General features: G+C 70.3%; 20 protein-coding genes and 1 pseudogene. 12 read left to right on the forward strand and 9 right to left on the reverse strand.

Annotation, left to right across the window (positions count from 1 at the left end):
* The 6 genes from IG08_RS0113720 to IG08_RS0113745 are packed head-to-tail and all read left to right on the forward strand — an operon-like array spanning position 1 to position 6,234.
* A complete protein-coding gene (locus IG08_RS0113720; RefSeq protein WP_030600590.1) occupies positions 1-972 on the forward strand; it encodes an ABC transporter permease in 972 nt (323 codons plus the stop codon).
* Positions 972-1,961, forward strand: a complete 990-nt coding sequence (locus tag IG08_RS0113725; RefSeq protein WP_030600592.1) for an ABC transporter permease — start codon at positions 972-974, stop codon at positions 1,959-1,961. The genes IG08_RS0113720 and IG08_RS0113725 overlap by 1 nt, the downstream gene beginning before the upstream one ends.
* Complete coding sequence (locus IG08_RS0113730) at positions 1,958-2,788, forward strand: ABC transporter ATP-binding protein (RefSeq protein WP_052424663.1); 831 nt, start codon at positions 1,958-1,960, stop codon at positions 2,786-2,788. Before IG08_RS0113725 ends, IG08_RS0113730 begins: the two co-directional genes overlap by 4 nt.
* Positions 2,785-3,606: an ABC transporter ATP-binding protein gene (locus IG08_RS0113735; protein WP_030600596.1), complete on the forward strand. Its 822-nt coding sequence runs from the start codon at positions 2,785-2,787 to the stop codon at positions 3,604-3,606. The genes IG08_RS0113730 and IG08_RS0113735 overlap by 4 nt, the downstream gene beginning before the upstream one ends.
* The gene (locus IG08_RS0113740) at positions 3,603-4,892 is read left to right on the forward strand and encodes an alpha/beta fold hydrolase (protein ID WP_030600598.1); all 1,290 of its coding nucleotides are present in this window, start codon (positions 3,603-3,605) and stop codon (positions 4,890-4,892) included. The genes IG08_RS0113735 and IG08_RS0113740 overlap by 4 nt, the downstream gene beginning before the upstream one ends.
* Entirely contained in the window at positions 4,885-6,234 is a 1,350-nt protein-coding gene (locus IG08_RS0113745) for an aminopeptidase P family protein (protein ID WP_030600600.1), read from the forward strand. The genes IG08_RS0113740 and IG08_RS0113745 overlap by 8 nt, the downstream gene beginning before the upstream one ends.
* A 15-nt stretch (positions 6,235-6,249) precedes the next feature.
* Here the strand turns inward: IG08_RS0113745 and IG08_RS0113750 are convergent, their stop codons facing one another.
* A complete protein-coding gene (locus IG08_RS0113750) occupies positions 6,250-6,915 on the reverse strand; it encodes a TetR/AcrR family transcriptional regulator (RefSeq protein WP_043454198.1) in 666 nt (221 codons plus the stop codon).
* 92 nt (positions 6,916-7,007) lie between these two features.
* On the opposite strand from IG08_RS0113750, the gene IG08_RS0113755 reads away from it, so the two are divergent.
* The 3 genes and pseudogenes from IG08_RS0113755 to IG08_RS57070 all read left to right on the forward strand — a co-directional run.
* Positions 7,008-7,685, forward strand: a complete 678-nt coding sequence (locus tag IG08_RS0113755; RefSeq protein ID WP_030600604.1) for a class II aldolase/adducin family protein — start codon at positions 7,008-7,010, stop codon at positions 7,683-7,685.
* Positions 7,682-8,620, forward strand: a complete 939-nt coding sequence (locus IG08_RS0113760; protein ID WP_030600607.1) for a carbohydrate kinase family protein — start codon at positions 7,682-7,684, stop codon at positions 8,618-8,620. The genes IG08_RS0113755 and IG08_RS0113760 overlap by 4 nt, the downstream gene beginning before the upstream one ends.
* Before the next feature lie 50 nt (positions 8,621-8,670).
* A pseudogene (locus IG08_RS57070) lies at positions 8,671-9,155 on the forward strand (aldo/keto reductase); the annotation flags it as partial.
* Between the two features lie 39 nt (positions 9,156-9,194).
* Here the strand turns inward: IG08_RS57070 and IG08_RS0113770 are convergent.
* Positions 9,195-9,923, reverse strand: a complete 729-nt coding sequence (locus IG08_RS0113770; protein WP_030600609.1) for a TetR/AcrR family transcriptional regulator — start codon at positions 9,921-9,923, stop codon at positions 9,195-9,197.
* 362 nt (positions 9,924-10,285) lie between these two features.
* On the opposite strand from IG08_RS0113770, the gene IG08_RS0113775 reads away from it, so the two are divergent.
* Together IG08_RS0113775 and IG08_RS55810 are read left to right on the forward strand one after the other, a co-directional pair.
* On the forward strand, positions 10,286-12,427 hold the full coding sequence (locus IG08_RS0113775; protein WP_030600611.1) for a glycosyltransferase: 2,142 nt from the start codon (positions 10,286-10,288) through the stop codon (positions 12,425-12,427).
* A gap of 8 nt (positions 12,428-12,435) precedes the next feature.
* Entirely contained in the window at positions 12,436-13,197 is a 762-nt protein-coding gene (locus IG08_RS55810; RefSeq protein ID WP_052424665.1) for a polysaccharide deacetylase family protein, read from the forward strand.
* A gap of 6 nt (positions 13,198-13,203) precedes the next feature.
* Here the strand turns inward: IG08_RS55810 and IG08_RS0113785 are convergent, their stop codons facing one another.
* From IG08_RS0113785 to IG08_RS0113795, 3 genes are read right to left on the reverse strand one after another with little or no spacing between them, the layout of a single operon-like run.
* Positions 13,204-14,370 carry a glycosyltransferase gene (locus IG08_RS0113785; RefSeq protein WP_052424666.1) on the reverse strand — a complete coding sequence of 389 codons (1,167 nt, stop codon included), beginning with the start codon at positions 14,368-14,370 and terminating at the stop codon, positions 13,204-13,206.
* The gene (locus tag IG08_RS0113790) at positions 14,367-15,665 is read right to left on the reverse strand and encodes a carboxylate--amine ligase (protein ID WP_063757771.1); all 1,299 of its coding nucleotides are present in this window, start codon (positions 15,663-15,665) and stop codon (positions 14,367-14,369) included. The genes IG08_RS0113785 and IG08_RS0113790 overlap by 4 nt, the downstream gene beginning before the upstream one ends.
* A gap of 51 nt (positions 15,666-15,716) precedes the next feature.
* Complete coding sequence (locus IG08_RS0113795; RefSeq protein WP_052424667.1) at positions 15,717-17,114, reverse strand: exopolysaccharide biosynthesis polyprenyl glycosylphosphotransferase; 1,398 nt, start codon at positions 17,112-17,114, stop codon at positions 15,717-15,719.
* 126 nt (positions 17,115-17,240) lie between these two features.
* Here IG08_RS0113795 and IG08_RS0113800 point away from each other — a divergent pair, with 126 nt between their 5' ends.
* Positions 17,241-18,482, forward strand: a complete 1,242-nt coding sequence (locus tag IG08_RS0113800) for an NAD(P)-binding domain-containing protein (RefSeq protein ID WP_030600621.1) — start codon at positions 17,241-17,243, stop codon at positions 18,480-18,482.
* Positions 18,483-19,106: 624 nt separating this feature from the next.
* Here IG08_RS0113800 and IG08_RS58995 read toward each other — a convergent pair.
* From IG08_RS58995 to IG08_RS0113825, 4 genes are all read right to left on the reverse strand, one after another.
* Positions 19,107-19,979, reverse strand: a complete 873-nt coding sequence (locus tag IG08_RS58995) for a hypothetical protein (RefSeq protein WP_052424669.1) — start codon at positions 19,977-19,979, stop codon at positions 19,107-19,109.
* Positions 19,976-22,132 (reverse strand): polysaccharide deacetylase family protein, encoded by a 2,157-nt coding sequence (locus IG08_RS0113810; RefSeq protein ID WP_052424670.1) that lies wholly within the window; start codon positions 22,130-22,132, stop codon positions 19,976-19,978. Before IG08_RS0113810 ends, IG08_RS58995 begins: the two co-directional genes overlap by 4 nt.
* A gap of 301 nt (positions 22,133-22,433) precedes the next feature.
* Complete coding sequence (locus IG08_RS0113820) at positions 22,434-24,008, reverse strand: glycosyltransferase family 2 protein (RefSeq protein WP_234342871.1); 1,575 nt, start codon at positions 24,006-24,008, stop codon at positions 22,434-22,436.
* Positions 24,005-25,351, reverse strand: a complete 1,347-nt coding sequence (locus tag IG08_RS0113825) for a nucleotide sugar dehydrogenase (RefSeq protein WP_052424671.1) — start codon at positions 25,349-25,351, stop codon at positions 24,005-24,007. Before IG08_RS0113825 ends, IG08_RS0113820 begins: the two co-directional genes overlap by 4 nt.
* Positions 25,352-25,681 lie beyond the last annotated feature (330 nt).

Raw genomic sequence — 25,681 nt, forward strand, 5'->3', positions numbered from 1 at the left:
ATGACGACTGCCTTCGTGCATGACGCGCACCCCGGGCCACCGGTGGGCGCACCCGGTTCACCCGGTGCACCGGGTGTGCCCGCCACCGCCGGCGGCCGGATCCTGGGCGTGCTGCGACACGACCGGGCCGCGCTGTTCAGCGCCTCCTTCATCGCCCTGATGATGCTGATGGCGATCTGCGCACCGCTCATCAGCGCCCTCACGGGACATGGACCGACGGCGTTCGACACGTCCGCCATCGACGTCGACTCCGGCGGTCTGCCCAAGGGGTCGTTCGGCGGGATCAGCGCCGAACACCCGCTCGGCGTCGAGCCGTTGAACGGCCGCGACATCCTGGCGCGCATCGCGTACGGCGCGCGCGTGTCGTTCCTCATCGCCGCGTCGGCGACCGTGGTCACCACGCTCCTCGGCGTGGTCCTGGGTATGGTCGCCGGCTTCTACGGCGGCTGGGTCGACCAGTTCGTCTCCCGGGTCATGGACTTCCTGATGGCCTTTCCGGCGCTGATCTTCATGATCGCCATCCTGTCGTCGTTGCCCGCGGGCAACCGGTCGTTCCTGCTGGTCGCCGTGATCAGCGTGTTCGGCTGGCCCTATCTCGCACGCGTGGTGCGCGGACAGACGCTGACCCTGCTGAACCGCGACTTCGTCGAGGCGGCCCGCGCCTCGGGCGCGTCCCGACGCGCCCTGGTGTTCAGGGAGATCCTGCCCAACCTGCGGAGCTCGCTGATCGTGATGACGACGCTCTCCGTGCCCGGATACATCGGTACCGAGGCCGGCCTGTCGTTCCTTGGGGTGGGCGTCAGCCCGCCGACGCCCTCCTGGGGCCAGATGATCGCGAGCTCGGTCAGCTGGTACGCGGTGGACCCCCTGTACTTCGCGATCCCCGGGCTCTTCCTCTTCCTGACCGTGCTGTCCCTCACCGTGCTCGGCGACCGGATCCGGGCCGCCACCGACGCGGGGGAGGCCGCCTGATGGCCCGTTACCTCGCCGGCCGGATCGCCGGGCTCGTGCTGATCCTGTTCCTGGTCTGCCTGTTCACCTACCTCATCTTCTTCGAGCTGTCGCCGGATCCAGCGGTGATGATCTGCGGCAAGACCTGTACCCCGGAACGGGTCGCGCAGATCCGCACGGTCCTCGGCATCGACAAACCGTTCCTCACCCAGTTCGGGGACTTCCTGGGCGGGCTGTTCGCCGGGCGGGACTACGGGACCGGCGCCAACCTCGTGCACTGTCCCGCGCCCTGCCTCGGCTACTCGTTCCAGACCAACCAGTCCGTGATGCAGATGGTCGTGACCCGCCTCCCCGTCACCGCGACCCTCGCGGTCGGCGCGGCCGCGCTCTGGCTGCTCGCCGGCATCACCGCGGGACTGCTCAGCGCGGTCAAGGAGGGCACCTGGTGGGACCGGGCCGCCATGAACCTGGCCCTGGGCGGCGCCAGCATCCCCAACTACGTGCTCGCGCTCGCCCTGCAGTACATCCTGGTCGTGAAGCTGCAGATCCTGCCGTTCCCGTCGAGCGTGGCCTTCACGGACGACCCCTGGCTGTGGTTCCAGTCGTACCTCATGCCGTGGTTCGTCCTCGCCACCGGCGCCGCATGCCTGTACGCGCGGCTGACCAGAGCGAACGTCATCGACACGCTGGCCGAGAACTTCTTCCGGACGGCCCGCTCCAAGGGCCTGGCTCCCGTCCTCACGATGCGGCGGCACGCGCTGCGGCCCGCACTCACGCCGATCGTCACGATCTTCGGCATGGACTTCGCCGCGCTGCTGGGCGGCGCGTTGATCACCGAGACCGTCTTCGGACTCAACGGCATCGGCAAGATGGCCGCCGACTCGATCGCCAAGAACGACCAGCCGGTGATCATGGCGGTCACGCTGCTCGCGGCCTTCTTCGTGGTGGTGGGCAACGTCGTGGTCGACCTCGTCTACACCGCCCTCGACCCGAGGGTGAGGATCCGATGAGCGAGGCTCTGAACAGCGAGCTGCTGGTCGTGGAGAACCTCACCGTGACTCTGCCGACCACGCGGGGGCCCGTGGCCGTCGTCAAGGACGTGTCGTTCACGGTCGGCAGGAACGAGACCGTCGGCATCGTCGGCGAGTCCGGCTCGGGCAAGTCGATGACCAGCCTGGCCGTCATGGGCCTGCTGCCGCGCGGGGCCGTGACCGAGGGCAGCGTCCGGCTGGACGGAGTCGAGCTGCTCGGCCGCAGCGACCGCGAGATGCGCCGGATCCGGGGCGCACAGGCGGCCATGATCTTCCAGGATCCGCTGTCCTCGCTGAACCCGTACTACACGGTCGGCCTGCAGATCGAGGAGATGTACCGGGCGCACCGAGGCGGTTCGCGCAAGGAGGCCAGGAAGGTCGCCGTCGAGGCGCTCGCGCGGGTCGGCATCCCGGAACCGGAACGGCGGGTGGGCCACTACCCCCACCAGTTCTCCGGCGGGCAGCGGCAACGCGTGATGATCGCGATGGCACTGGTCTGCTCGCCCGCGCTGCTCATCGCCGACGAGCCGACCACGGCCCTCGACGTGACCGTCCAGGCCCAAATCCTGCGCCTGCTCGCCGAGTTGCAGCAGAGCACCCGCACCGGGATGGTCTTCATCACCCACGACCTCGCCGTGATCAGCTCCATCGCGACGCGCGTGCTGGTGATGTGCCAGGGCGAGCAGGTCGAGTACGGCACCGCCGAGCAGATCTTCTCGGCACCCCAACACCCGTACACGCGCAAGTTGTTGGACAGCATCCCGCGCATCACCGACGCCCTTCCCGCCGACGAGGTGACCACGTGAGCGACGTACTGCTCAGCGCCCGAGACCTGACCAAGCGGTTCACCGTCCGCGGCGTGTACGGCCGTAAAGCCGAGTTCACCGCCGTGGACGGCGTCAGTTTCGACGTGGGCCGGGGCGAGACCCTCGCCGTGGTCGGCGAGTCCGGCAGCGGCAAGTCCACCACCGCGCGGATGGTCGCCAAACTCATGGAACCGAGCGCGGGCGTCCTGGAGTTCGAGGGCGAGGACATCACCCACGCCGGTGCCGCGCAGCTCGCCCGCTACCGGGCCGACGTGCAGGTCGTCTTCCAGGATCCGTTCTCCTCGCTCAACCCCCGGCACACCGTCGAGCGCATCCTCATGGCCCCGCTCGACTACCAGGGCATCGCGCCACCGGGAGACAGGAGGACGTACACCAAGGAGCTGATGGAGCGGGTCGGCCTCAACCCCGACCACTCCCAGCGCTATCCCGCGCAGTTCTCCGGCGGCCAGGCCCAGCGGATCGGCATCGCCCGCGCGCTCGCCGTCAGCCCGAAACTGGTGATCTGCGACGAGGCGGTCTCCGCGCTGGACGTGTCCGTCCAGGCGCAGGTCATCGAGCTGCTGCTGAGGCTTCAGCGGGAGAGCGGATTCAGCTATGTCTTCATCGCCCACGACCTGGCGGTGGTCCGGCGGATCGCGCACCGGGTGGCGGTCATGAGCAAGGGAAAGATCGTCGAACAGGGGCCGTGCGCCCAGGTTTTCGACGATCCAGTTGACCCGTACACCCGGACGCTGCTGGCCGCGATCCCGCGCATCAACCCGGAGTGGGACCGCCGGAGAAGGGCCGCCACCGCATGACCGACACCGTTGCCTGCACGATTCCCGGGATGCACGTCCGCGAGCACCTCGTGGACGTTCCGCTCGACTGGTCAGAGCCGGCACGCGGCACCATCCAGCTCTTCGCCCGCGACATCACCGCCCCCGCGCGGAAGGGCGAGGACCTGCCCTGCCTGGTCTACCTCCAGGGCGGCCCGGGCGGCAAAGGCCCACGCCCGCTCGACCGCAGCGGGTGGCTCGGCCGGGCGCTCGAGACGTACCGGGTGATCCTGGTCGACCAGCGCGGCACGGGCCGTAGCACCCGGATCGACGGCCGCCGGATGAGCGCGTTCACGACCGCGCGGGAGGGCGCGGACTTCCTCGCGTGCTTCCGCGCGGACTCGATCGTGGCGGACCACGAGCACCTGCGGAAGACCGTCTACGGCGGCGGCCGTTGGTCCCTGCTCGGACAGTCCTACGGCGGCTTCCTCACCCTGACCTACCTGTCCCGCGCCCCTGAGGGCCTGAGCGCCTGCTACGTCGCCGGAGGACTGCCCGGCATCGAACCGTCCGCCGCCGAGGTCTACCGGCGTACGTACCCGCGGGTCGAGGCCAAGAACGCGGTGTTCTACCGGCGTTACCCCCAGCACCTCGACCACGTCGCCCGGATCGCCGACCGGCTGGCCGAGGGCGACATACGGCTGCCCGACGGCGACGTGCTGACCGTCCGGCGGCTGCAGTCGCTCGGCATCGACTTCGGCATGAAACCGGGCCACGAGCGCCTGCACTGGCTGCTCGACGAGGCCTTCAACGGGGACGAGTTGTCCTCGGCGTTCCTGTACGACGTGATGGCCCGTACCTCGTACAGCGACAACCCGCTGTTCGCCGCGCTGCAGGAGAGCATCTACGGGCATGGCTCCGGCGCGAGTGCGTGGGCGGCACAGGCCGAGCGGGCCCGGCACCCGCAGTTCGGCGAGGACACACGGCCCCTGCTGTTCACGGGCGAGATGATCTACCCCTGGATGTTCCGGGAAATCGCCCAACTGCGCCCGTTCCAGGGGGCGGTCGAGGAACTGGCCGCCCGCGAGAAGTGGCCGCCGCTCTACGACACCGACCGGCTCGCCGCCAACGAGGTCCCGGTCGCCGCCGCCGTCTACTACGACGACATGTACGTGGACGCGGGCCTGCAGCTGGACACGGCCTCCCGGGTCGGCAACGTCCAGACCTGGGTCACCAACGAGTACGAACATGACGGCATCCGCGACGACCGGGTCTTCGCCCGGCTGACCGAGCTGGTGCAGGACGCAGGAGGAGAGATCAGTGAGTGACGGCAGGCCCCCGAAGCTGACGGACATCCCCGAGTTCAACGCGTACATGGGCACGGGCTGGGACACCCCCGACCGCACACCGCGCGTCGTCCCCGGCGCCGCCGAGGCCGCCGCCGACCACCGGGCCCGGCTCGCCGCCGCGCTGCCCGGCAGGACGGTGGTGCTGAGTGCCGGCCGGGCTCCCGTCCGCAGCAACGACACGACGTACGACTTCCGCCCGGACAGCGACTTCTACTGGGTGACGGGCTGCGCGATCGAGAACGCCGTGGTGGTGCTGCGGGCCGGCGACGCCACGCTCTACATGCCGCCCCCGGCCTACGCCGGAGAGCAGTCCTTCTGGCGCGACGCCCAGTACGGCGAGCTGTGGGTCGGGGCAGCGCCGGGCCTCGACGACTGGGCACGGGCGCTGGGGATCGCCGTACGCCCGCTCTCGGAGCTGGGCGAAGAGGTGACCGTAGACGAAAAAGCCGTAGCCGAAAAAGCCGTAGCCGAAGAAGTGGGCCGGACCCTGGCCGAACTGCGCATGTACAAGGACGAGTGGGAGGTCGCACAGCTGCGCCGGGCCGTAGACCGCACGGTCGAGGGCTTCGCCGCCGTCGTCCGCGAGATCCCGGCCGCGATCGAGGGCCCGGGGGAACGCTGGCTGCAGGGCACCTTCGACCGGTACGCCCGCGCGTACGGCAACGGCCCGGGCTACGCGTCGATCGTCGGCAGCGGCAAGCACGCCCCGACGCTGCACTGGGTGCGCTGTGACGGTCCGGTCCTCCCGGACGAACTGCTCCTGCTCGACATGGGAGTTGAGGTCGACAGCCACTACACCGCCGACGTCACCCGCACCTTCCCGGCCTCCGGCCGGTTCTCCGTCGCCCAGCGGCAGGTGCACGACCTGGTGGAGAAGGCCCACCGGGCCGGGCTGGCGGCGGTGGGGCCCGGACGCCGGTTCACCGACTTCCACCACGCCGCCATGGAGGTCATCGCGCACGGCCTCGCCGACTGGGGGCTGCTGCCGGTCTCCGTGGACGAGGCGCTCTCCGACACCGGCCAGCATCATCGCCGCTACCTCGTGTGCGGCATCGGCCACCACCTGGGCCTCGACGTGCACGACTGCGCACGGGCGGGCGACGAGGCGTACCAGGGCGCGGAGATGGCCCCGGGCATGGTGCTCACGGTCGAGCCCGGTCTGTACTTCCACGCGCACGACTTGACCGTGCCGCCGGAGTTGCGGGGGATCGGTGTGCGCATCGAGGACGACATCCTGGTCACTCCCGATGGGTCGGAGGTGTTGTCGGACGCGCTGCCGTTGGATGCGAGTGGGCTGGAGAAGTGGATGACGACCGCCTGAGAGAGCTGCGGCCGTTCACCCACCCTGTTCCGGATAGCGTCCGGCGATGTCCGTCAGATAGCCGCGCAGCATGATCTTGGCCTCGTCGAGGAGGGCCGCGTCACCCTTCGTGTCGCGGCGGAACGCCTCCTGGGCGAGGGCGTCGGCGGCGAGGACCGCCGCGTGGCAGGACCGGGCGAGGTCGTCGTCGTCCTCAGCGAGGCCGAGCGCGAGGAGGATACGGCGGATCCCGTCGGCCATCCGGCGCTTGTGCTCGCGGTCAGCGGCCCGGGTCTGCTCGGTCAGGCCGCTGCCGAACCACAGGGCGCGGAAGCCGTGTTCGGTGCGGTAGATCTCGGCGTACGCGTCGATGAGGACGCCCACCGGGTCCTCCCACGGCTGTGCGGACGCGCTGCGGACGAGGTCGTCCATGGCGGCTTCGAGTTTGGTGAAGTAGCCGGCCGCGAGGGCCTCGATGATGGCGCCGCGGTCGGGCAGGTACTGGTAGATCGAGCCGACCGAGACTCCCGCCTCCGCCGCGATCCGTGTCGTGGTGAGCGCCTCGACCCCCTCGTCGACCAGGACGCGCTCGGCGGCCTCCAGGACCCGGACCAGACGGGCTCTGCTGCGTGCCTGCTGGGGAGTTCGGCGCAGGGAGGCGATCCCCGCCACCGGGCCGGCGTCCGCGGTCGGCTCACCCACGCGACTGCCTCCGAATCCTGGAATCTGATCTTAGAGTCTGATCTTAGAATCTGAACGTGACTTTGTTTCACGTTTAGGTTAGCGTCGCGCGCATGACCGACTCAAGCTCGGCGCTGAGCGAGGAGCGGGCCGCCGTGGCGGACGCCTGCCGCCGTCTGGGGGCCGAGGGGCTGCTCATCGGCACGGCCGGCAACGTCAGCGTGCGCGCGGGGGAGCGGGTCGCGATCACCGCCACCGGCGCGGTTCTCGCCGAACTCACCGCGGACCAGGTCACCGTGGTCGACCTCGACGGAAAGATCGTGGCCGGCACGCTGGAGCCGACCTCGGAACTGGACCTGCATCTCGGGGTCTACCGCCGCTACGGCACCGGCGCGGTCGTACACACCCACGCGTCGATGGCCACCGCACTGTCCTGCGTGCTCGACGAACTGCCCTGCATCCACTACCAGTTGCTCGCACTCGGCGGCACCGTGCGAGTGGCGCCGTACGCCACGTTCGGCACCCCGGAGCTCGCCGACTCGGTGCTCACCGCACTCGACGGCCGCGGCGCCGCACTCATGGCCAACCACGGGGCGCTCACCCACGCGCCGACACTCGACAAGGCGGTCGAGCACGCGCTGCTGCTGGAGTGGGCCTGCGGTGTCTACCAGCACGCGGCCGCCCTGGGGCCGCCCCGTGTGCTCGACGAACAGCAGCAACTCGCGGTGATCGAGGCCGCGATCGCACGGAACTACGGCACCACACAACCCGCGCGGGAGGGAAACCGATGAAGGCACAGCAGGTCGTCACGATGGGCGTGCACGTACTGGACGTGCTGGTACGGCCGGTGGAAGCCATACCCGAGGGCCAGGGCGCGACGCTGGTGGAGGACATCAGGATGACCGCCGCCGGTACGGCCGCCGGCACCGCGCTCACCCTCGCCAAGCTGGGCGCCTCGGTGCGCACCGCCGGGGCGATCGGCACCGACCCGACCGGCGACCTGCTGGTCCAGCTGCTCAACAAGGCAGGCATCGACACGGAGTTGCTCGTCCGCCGCATCGACACCTCCACCTCCGCGAGCGTCCTGCCCATCCGCCCCAACGGCGACCGCCCCTCCCTCCATCTGCTCGGTGCCAACATCACCTACGGCCTCGACGACGTGCCCTGGGACGCGGTCGCCGAGGCGACCCATCTCCACCTGGGCGGCCCCGAGTTGATCGGCGCCGACGTGGCCGCGCGCATCCTCGCGCACGCCAAGGAACACGACGTGGTGACCTCCGTGGACCTCCTGGCCCCCGGTGAGCTCGGCAGCTTCGACCAGATCGAGCCGGTGCTCCCGTACGTCGACTACCTGCTGCCCAACGACGATCAGGTACTCGGGTTCAGTGAAGAGCTCGACCTCGTGAAGGGCGCGAAGAAGTTTCTCGCCGGCGGGGCCGGTCTCGTCGCGGTCACCCGCGGCGGCGACGGCGTACTCCTGGTGACCGCGGAGGGCACCGAGACGGTCCCCGCCTTCGAGATCGACGTGGTCGACACGACCGGCTGCGGCGACGCCTTCTCGGCCGGCTTCCTGCGCGGTGTGAGCCTGGGCCGTACGCCGTTCGAGGCCGCCATACTCGGCAGTGCGGCGGCGGCGCTGGTAGCACAGGGGCTCGGCAGCGACCACGGCGACTTCGACCTCGCCGAGGCCGACGAGTTCGCCATGATCAGCAAGCAGCGCACGTGAGTTGAGGTCGGAGGAGCACCGCGGAGCGCGGGGCAGTCGCTCTTCTCGGAATAGTCGTGCAGGAGACGGTCGAGGGCTTCGCCGAACTGGTCGCCGAGGGCACGGTCGGCCGCATCGACGTCAGCAACCACGTCGTCTGTCGCGTGGAACGGGCCCACGCCCTCGCGGCCGCGCCGGCCTGCCCGGCTACGAGGTTCTCGGCTGCATGAGGGAGGACCCCGCCCTGCCCCTTGTCGCCTGCTCACCCCTGCTGACCGGCGCCTACGTCCGCGACTAGAAGCCCATGCCTCCGGACTGCGACCGCCCGGGAACCCCAGCCCGGCTCGCGGTCCTGAGCGACGTGGCCCGCGAGACCGGCGCGACCGTCAACCAGGTCGTCCTCCCCTGGCGGATCGGCGGCGAACTGCCGATCATCCCGCTCGCCGGGGCGTCGTCGTCGGCGCAGTCGGAGGAGAACCTGGCGGCGGTGGAGCTGGAGCTGACGGGGGAGCAGCGGGCTCGGTTGGACGAGGTGCACCGACGGCGGTCCTCGTAGGTCACACCTGCGAGGGCTGCCGCCAGCGGACCTCGCTCCTCACCCTGCCTCGACGAAGCGGTCGAGCAACGAGTCCAGGCCGGCCGCCAGCCCCTGAGGCCCCCCGCGCTCGGCGAGCGCGGGGGCGACATCCCGGAGGATGGGCAGTTCCTGCGGCGGCATCCGGTGCAGGCCCAGGCGGAACGCCGGATCCGGCTCGTCGGGGTTGTCCACCATCGGACGCAGTTCCACGGAGACATAGCCGAGGAGCCAGGCGGTGAAGGCGCGGAAGACGGCGGCCGCACGGTTGTCGTCGAACCCGGCCTCCCGCAGCAGCGCGAGCACCCGCTCGTGATCCTTGAGTACGGCGAGGGGCCGACGGGCCAGCGGGACCGCCAGCATGCGCGTGGCCAACAGCGGGACCGCCTGGGGGTGGGCAAGGCATACGTCGTACGTGGCCCGCGCGATGCGGTGCAGCCCGCTACGCCACTCGTGTGCCCCGGCGTCCTCGCCCTCGGGCCCGGCCTCGGCGGCCAGGCGTTCCTCCAGCTCCAGGTACAGCGCCTCGACCAGGCCGTCCAGCAGGGCGTCCTTGCCCGCCGCGTACCGATAGAGAGCCATTGCCTCGACGCCGAGCTCGGCGCCCAGCCGACGCATACTCAGAGCCGAGAGGCCTTCTCGATCCACCAGCTCCAGGGCGGCGGCGAGCACGCGCTCGCGATTGAGCCTGCCATAGCGCCCGCGATCGCTGGCGCGGCGAGCGGGGTCGTTTCCTGAGCCTTTGGCCATTCCGCGCCTCCTTGCCCCGTGAATGTAAGGGCCGTCTGGGCTACAGCATCCGTATACGACGTAAACATAGCTGGTGCGGAACTGGAAGGGGAGCCTGTCGGCCCCGTGTGTCGCGCAGCGGTCCAGGGCTCGGCCGGCTGCGTCATCGGGCCCGAGTGGGATGGCCGCATTGTGCCCGTTTGCCCTGGCAGCGGCCCATCTGTTGGCGTCAGTGCCTGGACCGGCGGAGCATTGATCAGGTAGGGATCGGTGATTTCCGGACACGCCAGAGCTGCTCGGTGATGAGCTGTCTTCGCCCGAACGGCCACGGCAGCCCTCAGCTGCGGGTCAGGCTGTGGTTGTCGGCCATGCAGGAGGGCCATATGAACCGTCCACTGCGCGTCACGGTGGTCACGACCGCTGGAATCCTCGGCGGTGCGGAACTCTGGCTGCTTGCGCTGCTCGACGCCACCGACCGGCTGGACGTGGACGCGGTGATGCTGGGGAAAGGACCGCTGGACGAGCAGTTCCGCCGCAGGGGCGTGCCCTGCGTGACGCGCCCCACGGGCCGGACCGGAGCGGCGATCGCGGCCTCCGCGGTATCGCTCGCGCGCCGGTTGCGGGCGGACCGGCCGGACGTGGTTCTCGCCAACGGGATCAAAGCGGCGTGCGTGTGCGGCCCGGCCACGTGGCTCACCGGGGTGCGGTGCGTCTGGGCCAAGCACGACTACACCCACCCCCGTCTGATGAAGCTCCTGGCCACGCTCATCGACGACTGCGTGGCGACCGCGGACGGACTGGTGCTCGCCTCGCGACATCCCCGGGCCGTACTCGTGCCGTTCCCCGCGCCGGAGGGCACCGCACTGCCGCGTGAGGCGGCTCGGGAGGAGCTGGTACGACACGGTGTGCGGCTCGGAGACGACCACGACGAGCCGCTGTTGCTCACCATCAGCCGTCTCGTCGCCAACAAGGGCGTGGACGACGCGATCGAGGCCTTGGCGAAGCCCGGGGGAGAGCGTTGGCGACTGGCCGTGGTCGGGGGCGAGGATCCGGCCGAACCGGGCGAGCCGAGCCGGCTCGCCCGGTTGGCCGCTGACCTCGGAGTGGGCGACCGCGTCGACTTCACGGGTTTTGTCCAGGACGCCTGGCGGATCATCCCCGGGGCCGAGGCGGCCGCGGTGCTGACCAAGGCCACCCCGGCAATGCCCTATCCGGAGGGGTTCGGTGCGGTCGCACTGGAGGCGATGCGCTCCGCAGTCCCGGTGATCACCACACCGGGCCCCGTCGCCGACCGGGTGGCGCAGCCGGGGGCGGCGCCCGCCGGGATCGCCGTCCAGCCCGGCGACTCCACCGAGGTGGGCCTGGCGCTGCGGCGCTTGGCGGACCGCGACACCCGCGTCGCCATGGGCTCGGTGGGACACCGGCTGGCCGCTTCTCATCCGGGCCCGGCCGAGTGCGCCGGACGGCTGGTGCAGATCCTGTCCGAGGTCGCTCGGCTGCCCGGTGCGGGGCTGACCGGGACCGCGCCGGTCTCGGTGGTGACCACCGTGCTCGACGAGGCCGACGTGATCGACCGGCTGCTCGGCCTGCTGGTCCCCCAACTCGTCGAGGACGGGGACGAGATCGTCGTCGTCGACGGTGGCTCGACCGACGGCACGCCCGACCGGGTCGAGGCGTGGGCTTCGAAGGATGCCCGGATCCGCCTGCTCCGGCTCCCCGGCTCGGGCATCTCGGCCGGCCGCAACGCCGGCGTGCAAGCGGCGGGCAACCCACTGATCGCCTGCACCGACGCGGGCTGTTACCCCGATCCGGACTGGCTGGACCGGCTGCGCGCGGCGACGGCAGAGCCCGTCCCGGCCGACCTGATCACCGGCGTCTACCGGGTGGACGGCCACGGACCGCTGGCCCATGCCATGTCGGCGGTGGGCTATCCGGTCCCCGAGGAGGCCCGTCACCCGGGACCGTGGACCCGCGTGTACTGTCGGCTCTTCGGCCGGGGACTCGACCCGACCATGCCCACCGGGCGTTCGGTGGCCTTCTCCCGCACCGCCTGGCAGGACGCCGGGGGCTTCCCCGAACATCTGCGGACCTCTGAGGACGTACTCTTCGGCCGGGCTGTGGTCGGGGCCGGCCACCGGGCGGTCCTGGCCTCCGCCGCCGAAGTTCGCTGGGAGCAGCGGCCGACGCTGCGCCAGACAGCGGCGATGTACTTCCGTTACGGCGAGGGCGGCGGACGGTCGGCGAACCCGCGCCTGCTGGGCCGGGACATGGCCAGAGCGTTCGCCTACGCCACCGCCCTCGCTGCGGTGGTGACGGGCCCACGCGCCCGGTCGGTCGCGACCACTGCGTTCGCGGCGTACGTGTCACTGCCGCTCACCAGGGTTGTCCGCCGACGCCACTGGGCGGCGCTGCCCCTCGTCCCCTTCGCCGCGGCAGTGCGAGACCTCGCCAAGGCGGCCGGGGCCGGGCGTGGACTGGTCGGTCGGATGAGATCGGGCGGGGCTGCCGCGGACGGTCCCCGATGAGTCACGTCATGACGGTCAGGCAACCGCTGGTGCTGATGTATCACGGCGTCGGCAGACGCCCCGCCCGCCAGGACCCGTTCTGCTTGTTCGTCTCACCGGACACTCTCTACAGGCAACTGCGAGGGCTCCTCGACCGGGGCTGGACGCCCCTGACGCTCGGCCGGTACCTGCGCGGTGACTTCCCCAGGCGCAGCGTGCTGGTGACTTTCGACGACGGCTACCAGGCCTTGCTGGACGAGGGGCTGCCGGTCCTGCGCAAGCTGGGGTTTCCCGCTACCGCCTTTGTGCTCAGCGGCGTACTCGGTGGCACCTCCACGTGGATGGCCGGAATGCCGGATGAGCCACTGCTCGACGCTGAAGGCGTGCGCGCACTGGCTGATGCGGGGCTGGACGTCGAATGCCACGGATGGGACCACAGTGACCTGGTGAACGCCAGGGCCGGGACCCTCGCCCGCAATCTCGTGGATGCCGCTGCGGTGTTGGCCGACATCACCGGCAAGCGCGCCCGCGCGTTCGCCTACCCCTACGGAACGCACGACGCGGCCGCCCGCAGAGCAGTGGCCGAAGCCGGATTCGAGATCGCGTTCAGCGTGCACCAGGGCGCCGGGCGTTACGCCGTCCCGCGCGTCGACATCAACGCCACCGAGACCGACGCGACCTTCCGGCTGAAGATCTGGCGGGGCTATCCCGCCGTCCGTCGGATGTCCGGGGCAGTGCCGTCGCTGCGCCCCGCCCTGCACTCACTGATCGGCCGCGCCCACCGGCCATGACCTCGTTCACGGACGCCGCGTGTCGGCCGTCGTACTGTTTGGGCCGTGCAGGTCCGCGGCCCAGACGCGGCGGGCGTCGTAGTACACGGTGTACATGCGCTCGACGACCTGCCGCACGTCGTAATGGCGGCGGATGTGTGCCTGCGCCTCCTCGCCGAGTGCACCGCTGGTCGCCGGATCGGCCAGCAGGCGTGCCGCCGCGGCTGCGAGCGCACCCGGGTCCTCCAGCGGCACGACGGCGAACGGCACATGATGGGGCGGGAGGATTTCCCGCGCTCCCGGCACGTCGGTGACGACGACGGGGCGGGAGCAGGCCATGGCTTCCATGGGGGCGAGCGCCATTCCCGCCTCCCAGCGAGAGGCCAGAACCACGAGATCAGCCGCGAGATACCAGTCGCGAGGGTCGACGACGGCTCCGGCGAACCTGACGGTCGGGGATGCCCGTGCTGCCAGGACCGAACGGTCCGGCCCGCCCCCGACCAGGACCAGCCGCGCCTCCGGTATCCGGTCCTCGATCTCTGCCCAGGCGGCGAGGAGCACGTCCTGCCCCTTCTGACGGCAAAGACGCGCCACGCACACGGCCAGTGGTCCGGTGCCGGCGACGCCGAGCCGGTACCGCGCGGCTTCACGCGAAGAGGCTTCCGGTGGGTTGAACGAGTCGAGGTCCACCCCATTGCGTACGACGGTGTACCGGGACCGGATGCCGGCGGCCACCCCGTGGGTACGCTCGCCCTCGCTGACGCACACCACCTGGTGCGCCCATCGCGCACCCACCCTCTCCCACTGCACGGCGGCAGTCCGCAGGGCAGCGGACACGGCTTCGAACGACCAGGCATGCGGCTGATAGACGGTGGGAAGGCGCCCGCGTATCGCCAGGCGGCCTGCGAGGCCCGCCTTCGCACTGTGCAGGTGCACCACATCCGGACGCACCATGTCCACGATGCGCCGCACTCCGGCAACCTCGCGCGGGAGCGCCGGACCTGGAGAGCGCACGGCGTCCCACTGCATCACCTGGGCCCCGCGCTGCGCGGCTGTCCACAACAGTGTGCCGGCGATCGGACATGCCACGATCACCCGGTCGCCTTTCGCACACTGCCCGGCGGCCAGGTCCGTGACCACTCTGGCGACGCCTGCCTCGCTCGACTGCGCGATGTGCAGGATGACCCGCCTCACGGAGCTGCGCCCTTCTGCGGCAGGAGTGGACCTGCCGGAGCCGAGACGGTGTCGTGCGGCAGCGCACCCGCGGCCGGAACACCCTTGTCCGGACCGCCCACGGCGCGCAACGGTTTCGTGAGTCGCCGTGCCACGGTGCCGCTGAAGCGCACCGCCTCGGCGACCGCGGGCACGGGATCGTCCCGGCACAGCCAGGCTCGTTCGAGGTTCCGCCGCGGCAGCGCCGCCGGGAGCCGGCGTTCGCGCCAAGCACTCACAGTCGCCGATACCGCATCCAGATTGCCCACGATGAAGCCCCGGCCGTGGATCTGTACCCCGTCCGGAACGTGCTGACCGGTCAGGTCCAGGTACAGAGCCCGGACCACATCCAGTCCCCGCGTGGTGCTGAAGAGGCGGAACTGCTGCCCGAACCGAGGGTTGAAGTCCACCAGTTTGTAGCGGCCGTCGCGCCGGTCGAACCGCCAGTCGAGGTCGGCGATCCCGCAGTAGCCGATCGCACGGCACAGCTCGACGGCCAGCGTCGCGAGGGTGGTGTTGGGCCGGGCCCGCGCCCGGGTGGTGAGGCCTGTCTTCGGTGGCCAGGAGCGGAACTTGTGCCCCGTGAAGACGAGCCGGGGTATGCCTCGCGCGCTGCAGTAGAGGTGGGTGAACCATTCCTCGGCGAGTTCGAGAGGGATGTACTCCTGCACGATGACGGAGGGAGACTCGGCCGCCCCGCACCGGGCGAGCAACTCGGCCTCGTCGTGAACGACCGTGGTGTGCCCCATGGCGGAGTCGTTCAACTTGGTGAACGCCTCCCTGTCCTTCAGCACCACGGGAAAGCCCCATGCGCGGCTCACCGCGACCAGCTCGGCCCTGTTGACCGGCGATCGCGTGCGCGGGGTGGGCACCCCGTGCTCCTGGCAGATCCGGTGCAACCCCTCCTTGCTGGCCAGAGTGCGGGGCAGCGCGGGCGGCACGGGGGGCAGCACAAACCACTCGGCCAGGCGACCGGCGTTCTCCGCCAGCAGCACGGCGGCCTCGTCTCCCTCCGGCACCGCAACGGTGGGGCGCCCGATCTCCCGGCCGATCTGCAGGAGGGTCGAGACCAGTTCCGACGTGTCCTCCCTGCCGGTCGTCGGGCGGATGAAGCGGCCGGCAAGATGGCTTGAGAGGGCGGCCGGGGTGAAACGGTCCTCGACCATGGCGTACGCCGGGACCCCCATACGCCCCAGGGTGCGCACAACCCCGAGCCCCCCGTGGAGCTGGGGGAAACGCCCCACCTTGACGAGCAGTGCCGGTAGTTGGTCGCTCATGGGAACTCCTTCGGTGCGACCTTGTTGACTCGGTCCCGCCGATGACACGGGTCAGCATGCGCCGGTCCGGCGCACCACCGCGGACGGCGTCCGCAGCAGGATGGACAGGTCCAGGGCGGGCGACCAGTTCTCGACGTAGCTCACGTCGAGACGGTCCCGCTCATCGGCCGGCAGGCAGGAGCGGCCACTGACCTGCCACAACCCGCTCATACCCGGCTTCACCAGAAGCCGGTGACTCGCGTCCTCGCTCAGGGCGGTGACCTCGTCCTTCACCAGAGGCCTCGGGCCGACGAGGGACATATGGCCTGCCGCCACGTTGAACAGCTGCGGCAGTTCGTCCAGTGAGGACGAGCGCAGGATCGACCCCGCTCTGGTGACGCGCGGGTCGTCGGCGATCTTGAAGAACCGGTCGCTGCCGTAGCGGTTGAGGTGGGCGAGTTCGGCCTTGCGCCGATCCGCACCACGGTGCATCGTCCGGAACTTCAGAAGAGTGAATTCACGGCTGTCACGCCCAATACGGCGTTCCCGGAAGAACGCGGGTCCTGGGCTGTCGAGCCGTACCCATGCGGCGATGGCCACCATCAGCGGAGCCAGCAGCAGTATTCCCAGCACGGCCAGCAGACGGTCGGTCAGCTCTTTGGGGATGCGGGGCAGCGCGGAAATCCTGGGTGCGCGCAGCTGCAGCAGGGGCACTCCGGCGACCGGACGCACGGCCAGCCTCCTGGCCGTGACGTCGGCGAGGACCGGCGCGAGCATCAGGTCGACGCCCGCTGCCCGCAGCTCCCAGGACAGCTGTCGCAGTCTTTCGGCGCCCAGCTCGGGGCCCGGCAGCGCGATGACCGCGTCGCAGCCGCTCCGCCGTACCGCCTTGAGCAGGTCCACGGCACCGCCGTCGGGGGCTGCCGGGCCGGTGCGGCAGACGCCGACGATCTGCGGCCCGGGGGCGTGCCCTCTCCGCAGCGCCGCGATCAACTCGGCGGCGGACTCGGCGGGTCCGAGCACGAGCACCCGGTCGGCGTTCCGGCCCCGGCCGGTGCGCATCCTCGCCTGCCGGTACCGGCGCAGCCCGAGCGTTGCACCGGCGGCCAGCGGCAATGCGGTCAGCGCGTCGTGCAGCAGCTCGTCCCGCGGTGCGAACCACCATGCGGCGCCGGCCATGGCGGCCGCCAGGCAGGCCGCCCGCAGAATCCGGCGGAAGCGCTCCGCGTCGGCATCCGGTCCGTACACCCGTTGTGAGGCCAGAGCGAGGAGCCACAGTGGGACGAACACGGCCGGGACGAACCAGCGATGGAAGAGCAGATACACCCCGCCCGCGGCGACGGCCGCGGCAAGCGTGTCGACGGCGAGCAGGCCCGGGACCGAAGAACCGCGGCGATGGCGCTTGCGCACCCCTCCCGTGGTCCTCGCCGGTCCGGTGCCGGTCGTTTCGTTGACGACTACGACGGCCACGGCTCGCTACCTCACCTCTTGGCCAGTCTTGATTGTCATATCGCGTACGTTTACGATGTAAATATACATACGCCCGATATGGGCTCATAGTCAAGAACTCGCTCATGGGAAGGTCGTTCGGAAACCATGAAGCCTCCAGGAGACGCCAAAGTCGCCGTGGTCGGAGCAGGCCCCTACGGGCTCTCCATCGCCGCCCACCTCCAGTCCCGCCAAGTGCCGTACCGGATCTTCGGGGAGCCGATGGAGGGCTGGCGCTCGCACATGCCCCGCGAGATGCACCTCAAGTCGTCCCCGTTCTCCTCGTCGATCTCCGCCCCCGCTCCGGGGCACGGGCTCGGGGAATTCCGAGCCCAGGAGGGACGCCACCCGGGCCGCGAGCGGGAACCGGTGCCGCTGTCCGAATTCGTGCGCTACGGGCTCTGGTTTCAGCAGAACCGTGTCCCTGAGCTGGAACGGACCGCGGTACGCCGCGTGGACCGCGGCCCCGACGACCGGTTCCGGGTCACACTGGACTCCGGGGAGGAGTTCACCGCGAGTGCCGTCGTTGTCGCCACGGGCGTCAGCCGCTTCGCGTACGTACCGCGCGAGTTGACCGGGCTGCAGGAAGACGGCCTCGTCTCCCACACGGCGGACCACACGGACCTGTCGGTGTTCGCCGGCCGGCGCGTCGTCGTGGTGGGAGGCGGCCAGTCGGCCTTGGAGACCTCTGCTCTGCTGAACGAGGCCGGAGCGGAGCCGGCGGTGCTCGCCCGCACCCGTCCGTCCTTCGGTCCTCCCCCGGAGACCGACCGGGCGGAGGACCGTTCGCTCCACGCCCGACTGCTGTGGCCGGAGGCCGTGATGGGCACCGGATGGCCGCTGGTGGTCTGCAGCCGCGGGCCCGGGGCCATCCGGCACATGCCGGCCCGCATCCGTGCCCACCTCCTGCACACGGTCCTGGGACCGTCCGGCGCATGGTGGCTCCGGGAGCGCGTGCAGGGCCGTGTCCCGGTGCTGTCCGGTCGTAGCCTCCATGCGGCGGCGCGTGAGAACGGCGGGGTGCGGCTGGAGGTGCGGGATCCCGGCGGAGACGTGGAGACCCTGTACGCCGACCATGTCATCGCGGGGACCGGATACCTGGTCGACATCGACAGGGTGGAGCTGCTGAGCCCACAGCTGCGCCGGGCGGTGCGCAAGAGCGCCGTCGATCCGCCTCAGCTGGCCGGTGCGCCGCAGCTGTCCGCCGATTTCCAGGCATCGGTGCCGGGCCTGTACTTCGCGGGGCTGGCTGCTGCTCCCACCTTCGGGCCGCTGCTGCGATTCGTGTGCGGCACGGGATTCGCCGCCAGTCGGATCAGCGCTTCGCTGGCAGCGGTCAACGCGGCATAGGACATGGGGAGCCCGTCACCGCGCTACGGGCGGCTGAGCCGGGAGCGGGTGCCGGCGGCCGCTCCCGAAGTGGTGGACCGCGCAGGCATGTCCGCACCGAGCATGCGCAGGCTCGGCATCGAGCGAGCTTGAGGGGAGCCTGGAAGCCTCCGATTCCGGAGCGGGTGAAGAGGTCGGCGAGCCCGTTCCGTGGCGCGACGCGCTGCACCGTATCGCCCAGGAGGCCCGCCGCGTCTCGGTGGCGCACCCCAGGTCGCGCCGCTGCTCGCCACGCGCATGCCGGCTGTGCCCCTGGCCCGGCGCCCGATGGCGGTGCTGCGGTTCTACGAGCGTCTCCTCGCGCTGTTAGACCGGGCAGGCATGGACGACCGCACCGCCGTGCTGTCCCTGCAGGCGGTCACCGCCTGGCTCCGCGGCTACCTCCTCGTCGAGCTACGGGCCATGGTGGACAACCGCGAGGAACCCGAACCCGCGCTCCGGCTCGGCCTGCGCCTCATGCTCGCGCAGGACTCCCCCGGCTGCGTGCCATCGCGCCCGGTCTCGCCGAGCACGGAGGGCCGCGGCCGCAGGCCTGGACGTCCTGCTCGACCGGCTTGTCACGGGCACCTGGCAGCTGAGGTCCGGTCAATCGGACGTCGGCGTGGAGTGCACCGGCATGACACGGAAATCCCGGAAGAACAGCTCGGTGTTGTCCGCCCTCAGTCCTACTGCGCCCGGCCGGCGGAGCGGGCCAGGGGTGGGGTCCTGGCCCGTGAGGACTGTCTTCCCGTCGATGTCCAATCGGAGCAGCACTGATCCCGAGGGCAGGTTGACAGCGCTTGCCGTCACGTAGTGCCAGGTGCCGTAGGAGATGGCGCGTTTGCCCTCGGCCAGGGTCGCGTAGCCCCCGTTGTCCTCGTCCTCGTCCTCGGAGCCGAAGCCCGGAATCTTGCGTTTGATCACCACCACGCCGTCACGGCGGCGGAAGCTGATCCCGTACAGCTCCTCCGGGCTGTGGTAACGCAGCCAGACGTGGCCGCCGTCCCAGTCGCGGGCGGGGGTGCGCGGGGTGGTGACGGGCGGCTCCAGCCGGACCCACATACTCACCGTCGCCGGCCCGAAGTCGCGCCGGCGCGTGGCCAGACGGAAGACGGCCGAGTCGGTGTGACGGGCGGAGTCGGGGCCGGTGTCGCCGGCGTCGGGCACGCCCGTCCAGCCCGCGCCGTCCTTGGCGAAGAGGGAACCACTGGTGGTGATCCAGTCGGGGGAGAGCCTGGCGTGCGGGTTGCTCGGGTGGAGGAAGGCGAACGCGTTGGTGACGAGGCCGTCCTTGGCGAAACTCGGCTCGAAGAGGACCGTCGGCTTCGGCGGTTCCTCCTCGTCCACCTTCATGAACAGGGCCGTACCGGTCCCGATGACCGCTGCGGTGGCCAGCAGCAGGGCGTAGACGAGAGTCCGCCGGGGGAGCCTCCGGCGCTTGGACCGGAGGCTCCCCCGGCGCGTCGGTTCGTCGCTCATCCGCCCGCCACCGGTGCGACCTCGAGGTCGGCCAGGCGCGGCCAGAAGCTCCGGTTGGTGTCCCGGTACGCGGCGTAGGCCACGCCTCCGGTCTCGCCCCTGGCCGGCAGTGTCATCTGGACCTTGCCGTCCACACCGACCACCGTGGACCGGCCGGTCACCGTGACCGACACATCGTGCGAGTCGGCCGCCTTCAGATCGCGTGCGACGACCAGGCTCTGGCTGTCGGCGTTCCCGGAGAGCACCTCCAGTCGGCTGTGGGAGACCTGCACGCTGATCGTCTGCAAGCTGCCCACTTTGACCAAAATCGCACCTTTCATCCTTGGATCGTATAGCTGGGAGATCGTGCCGCTCACCGTGTAGCCGGTCCAGTGCTGCGTCCGGGTGGGCTGATACGCCCCGTAGACGGACAGGGCGCTACGACCCAGCGGCGTGATCACACCTTCCTTGATCTCGAACGGCGCCCGCACCCCGGGGGTGCTCTCCCAGTACGCGTCGGGGATCAGCAGCGCCGATCCGGCCACGGTCTGCCGACTGTCGGCGGCCGCAGCGGTCTTCTTGGGCGGCGTGGAGAGGTGTAGCGCGCTGAAGGCCGGTGGCGCGACCCCCGGCCCGTCGCTGCCGACCCGGATGCCGAAGCCCCCGGTGAGGCCCTCGGCGGTGATGCCCTTGGCGGTCCAGCTGAGCTCGGTGCTGCCGTCCACCCGGGCCGTGGTGGTGGCGCCGTGCACGGTGACGCTCAGGGTGTGCGAACTCTTCGGCACCAGCTTGCGGACGACCGCCTGGTGTCCGCCGTGTTGCAGTCTGGCCGTGCCCTGGCCGACGTGGATCACGACCGGGTCCCTGCTGCGGTTGCGTACCGAGACGGCGGCCTGGTTGGTCCTCTCCCCGAGCCCGGTGATGGTGGCGTCCACCCGGTAGCCGGTCCAGTCCACGCTCCCGAGAACGCGATAGTCCGCGGCGGCGTATCGCTGGTCCTTGCCGGGGAAGGGCTTGTGCTCGGTGAAGACGTCGATGCCACGCTGGTCGCTGCCGTCCGTACGCGTCCACAGCGCGGGTTCGTTCAGGGGGTCGGAGGCGACGGGGGGTGCCTGGGTCCACTGGGCGACCTTGGAGAGCAGCTCGTCGGCGGTGGTCGTGTTGAGCACCTCGAGTCGCTGGATCGTGCGCTCCGCCGCGGCGCGGCGGCTGGCGGCGAACGGCGGCCTCAGCGGGTCGGGGGACTCGTTGGCCATCGTGGCCGCGTAGTTCTTGTACAGCAGCTCCTGCAGGGTCTGGCCCGGAGGCAGGTTGCCGTGTTCCGTGGCCTCTCCGAAGGGGTAGGCGAAGAGCTGGGGCTTCGGCAGGTCGTGGCTCTTGAACGCGTCGAGGTTCGACGTGATGTCGGCGGTCACTCGTGCCTGGTATTCCGACCGGGTCTCCAGGCGGTTCCGGTCCCGCAGCCACAGGCGGTGGGAGAGGGCGGAGTCGCGGTGTCCGGCGGTGTCCGTCTGCTCACGCCAGTGCAAGTCGTGGGTGTGGGCCTGGAAGTCCCACCGACCGGAGCCGGCCATCCGCCCTACCTCCCGCCAGGAGAGGTAGTAGGGGCGGTCGTCCACCCGGGCGGTGATCAGGAAGACGGTGCCGTGCATGCCATGGCGAGCCAGGATGCGGTCGGCGTTGACCCACAGGCCCTTCGGCCCGTCGTCGAAGGTGATGAAGACCGACCTCGGCGGGGCGGGGCCGCCTTTGAGGTAGTTGACGAACTCTTCGTTGGTCAGGCTGCGGTATCCCGCCTGCTTGAGAGCGGCCATCTGGGCATCGAAGGCGGCGGGGGTGACCACGTACTCGCTGGGGTTGTCGGTATTGATGTCGTGGTACGTCAGCACGACGGGGGCCGTGGCTGCAGGCAGCCCCTTGGTCATCCGCTCCGCTGCCGCGGCGGTGGTGGCGTCGACGCGGGTCACGGGCGGGTCGCTCTGCCTGCTCATGTACTTCTGGTCGAGGTAGTACTGCGCGGCCACGTAGAACGGCACCAGGAGTACGCACACGGAGAGCAGGATCAGTCCGGTGCGGACCCACCAGTGGGTGAGGAGGCGGACGCCTCGCCGTGTCCGGCCCCGGAGGCCGTCGGGCCGGGGTTTCACCTTCGACAGGGGCTCGGTCGCGGTCACGGCAGAATGCCTCCCCGGGTGAGCACCATGGCGTACAGGAAGACGACCACGGCGAGTGACAGCAAGAGGCCGAGCAGGTGTCCGACTTTGCGCAGGTTGTTCATGAGGTGGGGCTCCTGGACGGGACCCCTCGCCGGACGATGGGGAGGGGATCCAGCGGGTGTCGCCAGGGTTGTCGATCTCGAAGGCGAGGCCGTGGCGGAATGCCTCCTCTGGTGAGTGTCATCGAGTCTCGACAAGCCGATCACGGCGATGTACAGCAAGAGGCCGAGCGGGCGAGCGACCTTGCGCAGGTTGTTCATCAGGTGGCACTCCTCGACCAGACGCCTCGCCGGATGGTGGCGAGGGAGTAGGGCAGCAGCCAGGCCAGTAGCAAAGTGGAGAGCAGGCCCATCGCCGGCCGGTAGATCCAGCGGGCGTCGCCCGGGTTGTCGATCTTGAAGGCGAGGCCGTAGGCGCAGCCCTTGAGGATGATTCCACACAGGTAGAGCAGGGTGAGGAAGGCCGCCCCTTGGGCCGGCGCCCAGATCATGTGCCGGAACGCCATGAACGGGGCGGCGGTCACCCACAGGACGTGGCCGTAGTAGAGGGTCGCGGGCCCCAGGCCCATGCGCCACATGAAGGTGCCGGTGAAGCAGAGATTGCGGACGAAGCTCTTCTTCCAGCGGATCTGCTGCTTCATGAGGGGCCGGAAGCGGGGCGGGGCGTTGGTCCACACCTTGGCCGAATACACATAGCCGACCCGCCACTCGCGTTCCGGGTAGTCCCGCCGGGTGACGAACGGCGAGTCCGCGTACTTGCGCTTGAGCTCCTGCCCCTTCCACTTCTGGCCGAGGACGTAACCGGTGAGCTGGCGGTCGGTGGAGAAGCGGAAGGGCGCGCCCATGAAGCGGTCGTTGGCCCAGGCGGGCAGGTAGTTGAAGATGGCGTCGCGCCGGAACACCGCCAACGGGCCGGAGACGCAGGTGACGCGGCCGAAGGTGGACTCGGTCGCCTTCGCCACCCGGAACTGGCCCTCGAACCACACGTCCTGGGCTTTCGTCCAGAAGGAGAAGCCCGCGTTGAGCGCGCGGGCGTGGCCGCTCACCGCTCCCAGCTCGGGGTGGTCGACGAGCGCGCGTACACAGCGGCCGAGGGCGTCCGGGGCCAGGAAGCAGTCGGAGTCGGTCATGGCGATGATGTCGCCGTGGGCCACCTCGCAGGCGCGGACCAACGCGCCCTTCTTGCCGAGGTTCTTCTTCAGGTAGATCACCGTGATGCCGAGCTCCGCCTCCAGCCTGCGCAGCACATCCTGGGTGCCGTCCTCGGACAGGTCGTCGACCACGACGACCTGCAGGTCCGGGTAGTCGCTGGTGGCCATGGAGCGTACGCAGCTCTCGATGTTCTCCACCTCGTCCTTGACCGCCAACAGGAAGCTCACCCTCGGCGTGGTGGGCAGTGCCGGAAAGCTCTCGAGATCCCTCGCCTTCGGCCGCTTGCGCATGGGGCGTTCCGACGGGTCGTCGTAGCGGGTGTAGGCGAGGTAGAACATGGTGATGGTGCCGAGCAGGACGGTGAAGCCGTAGCTCATCAACAGCGGGTCCTCGAGCAGCGCCGGCGCCCCCCGAGCCAGGATCAGCAGCAGCGGCAGCAGGCAGATCAGGGTCAACACACGCCGCGCGTCGTAGCGGGTGTCCGGGTCCATCCGGTCCAGCCATCGGCGCACCGCACCGGGCCGCTGCGGCCGCGCCGAGCGAAGCGGTGGCAGCGGCGGCGGCGCCGGCTTCGGTCGGGTGAGGACGCTCTGACCGGGTCCGGACCCGTGCGACCCCAGCCGCTGCGGGGCCGACGCGGCACCGGCACCGGGATCCTTGCGGCCCATGTACGCGGCGCTCACAGGACCGCCTTGGCTTTGAGCGGGCCGAGCCGGTAGGTGGCGTCCAGCACGGCCGGCTGATCGGCGAGCCATTCCAGTTCGGCGTCCGGCTGCACCGTGTGCACCACGACTAGATCCCACTGCTCCGCTTCCGGCTCGGCGACGCCGGCGAGCGTCTTGGGGCCGAGCTCGAGCGTGGGGATCAGCGGGTCCGTGAAGTGCACCTCGGCGCCTTCCTCGGCCAGTTCCGCGAGGATCTCCAGGGCAGGTGACTCGCGCAGATCCGCGACGCCCGGCTTGTAGGAGACGCCCACCATCAGGATCCGGGCGCCCGAGGTACTGGTGCTCCGGTCGGCGAGGATGTCACGCACTCGCCGCACGACCTGCCGGGGCCGGGCCGCGATCGCGGACATGGCCGTTTCGACGAGCGGAGAGGTGACGTGCAACGCTCGCAGCTGCCAGAGCAGATAGTGCGGATCGCAGGGAATGCAGTGGCCGCCCACGCCGGGCCCGGGATAGTGCGCCACGAAACCATAGGGCTTGGTCGCCGCCGCCTCGATGATCGGCCGTGGCTGCAGGCCCAGCGCCCGGCAGTCCTCGGCGAACTCGTTGGCCAGCGCAAGGTTGACGGCCCGGAACGTGTTCTCCCACAGCTTGGTCATCTCGGCCTCCTCGGCCGAGGAGACCAGGTGTACGGCGGGCGCGGTCCGTCGCAGAACGGCCGCGGCCAGGCCGGTGCTCAGCTCGCCCGTGCCACCGACCACGCGCGGAGTGCGGTCGTGGGAGATGTGCGGGTGGTCATTGACGAGTCCAGGGTCGATGCGCTCCGGTGAGAAGGCCACGAACACATCGCTGCCGACCCGGAGTCCGCGCTCGGTCAGCGGCTCCACCAGCAGATCTCGGGTAGCGCCCACGTAGGTGGTGGAGGTGAGCATCAGCAGCTGGCCGGGCACGGCGTGCTCGACCACCGAGGCGCAGGCCGCGGAGAGTGCGCGAAGGTCGGGCACGAGGTGGCGGTCGATCGGGGTCGGCACACAGATCACGACGGTGCGCGCCCGGGCTGCCGCGGCGGGGTCCGACGTGACGGTGAAGCGTGGGTCGTCCACGTACGTGGCAAGGCGCTGGTGGTCGGTGGGCGTCAGGTCCACCTCGCGGCGGCGGATGGCGTCCAGCCGGCTCTCGCTGACGTCGACGCCGATGACCTTGTTGCCCGCCGCGAGCAGGGCCAGGGCCGTGGGCAGGCCGACGTATCCGAGGCCGACGACGGCGACGGCTGCCGCGGCATGGTCGACGTGCGCGGACTCGTACTCGGGGGCGACATCAGGGATCCGCTGGGCGCTCCGCCGGACAGGAAGGAGGTACATCGGTGCTCCGTGGACGGAAGGGTGGGAGGTGCGGGAAGTGCGGTTCCGGTGCGTCCCGGAGAGCGACCGGACGTATCCGGATGCTGTATGTTTACGACGTATATGTACATATTCCCCCCTGTTATGTAGATCGTCAAGAGGCGGGCACCGTGCGATGGGTGATCCGCTCCGGGGGGATCGGGGTTGACTCGGGGTTCTCGTGAGGCCAGTATGTACGTATACGCCGTAAATATACGGCTTTTCCACAGTGGTGATCAATGATGCGGAACGGGAAGCCCCCGCAGAATGAGCCGACGGCGGAGCTGCCGCCGCCGTCGGTGCCACCCCGCG

Source organism: Streptomyces fulvoviolaceus (genome assembly GCF_000718165.1).
Lineage (GTDB): Bacteria > Actinomycetota > Actinomycetes > Streptomycetales > Streptomycetaceae > Streptomyces > Streptomyces fulvoviolaceus.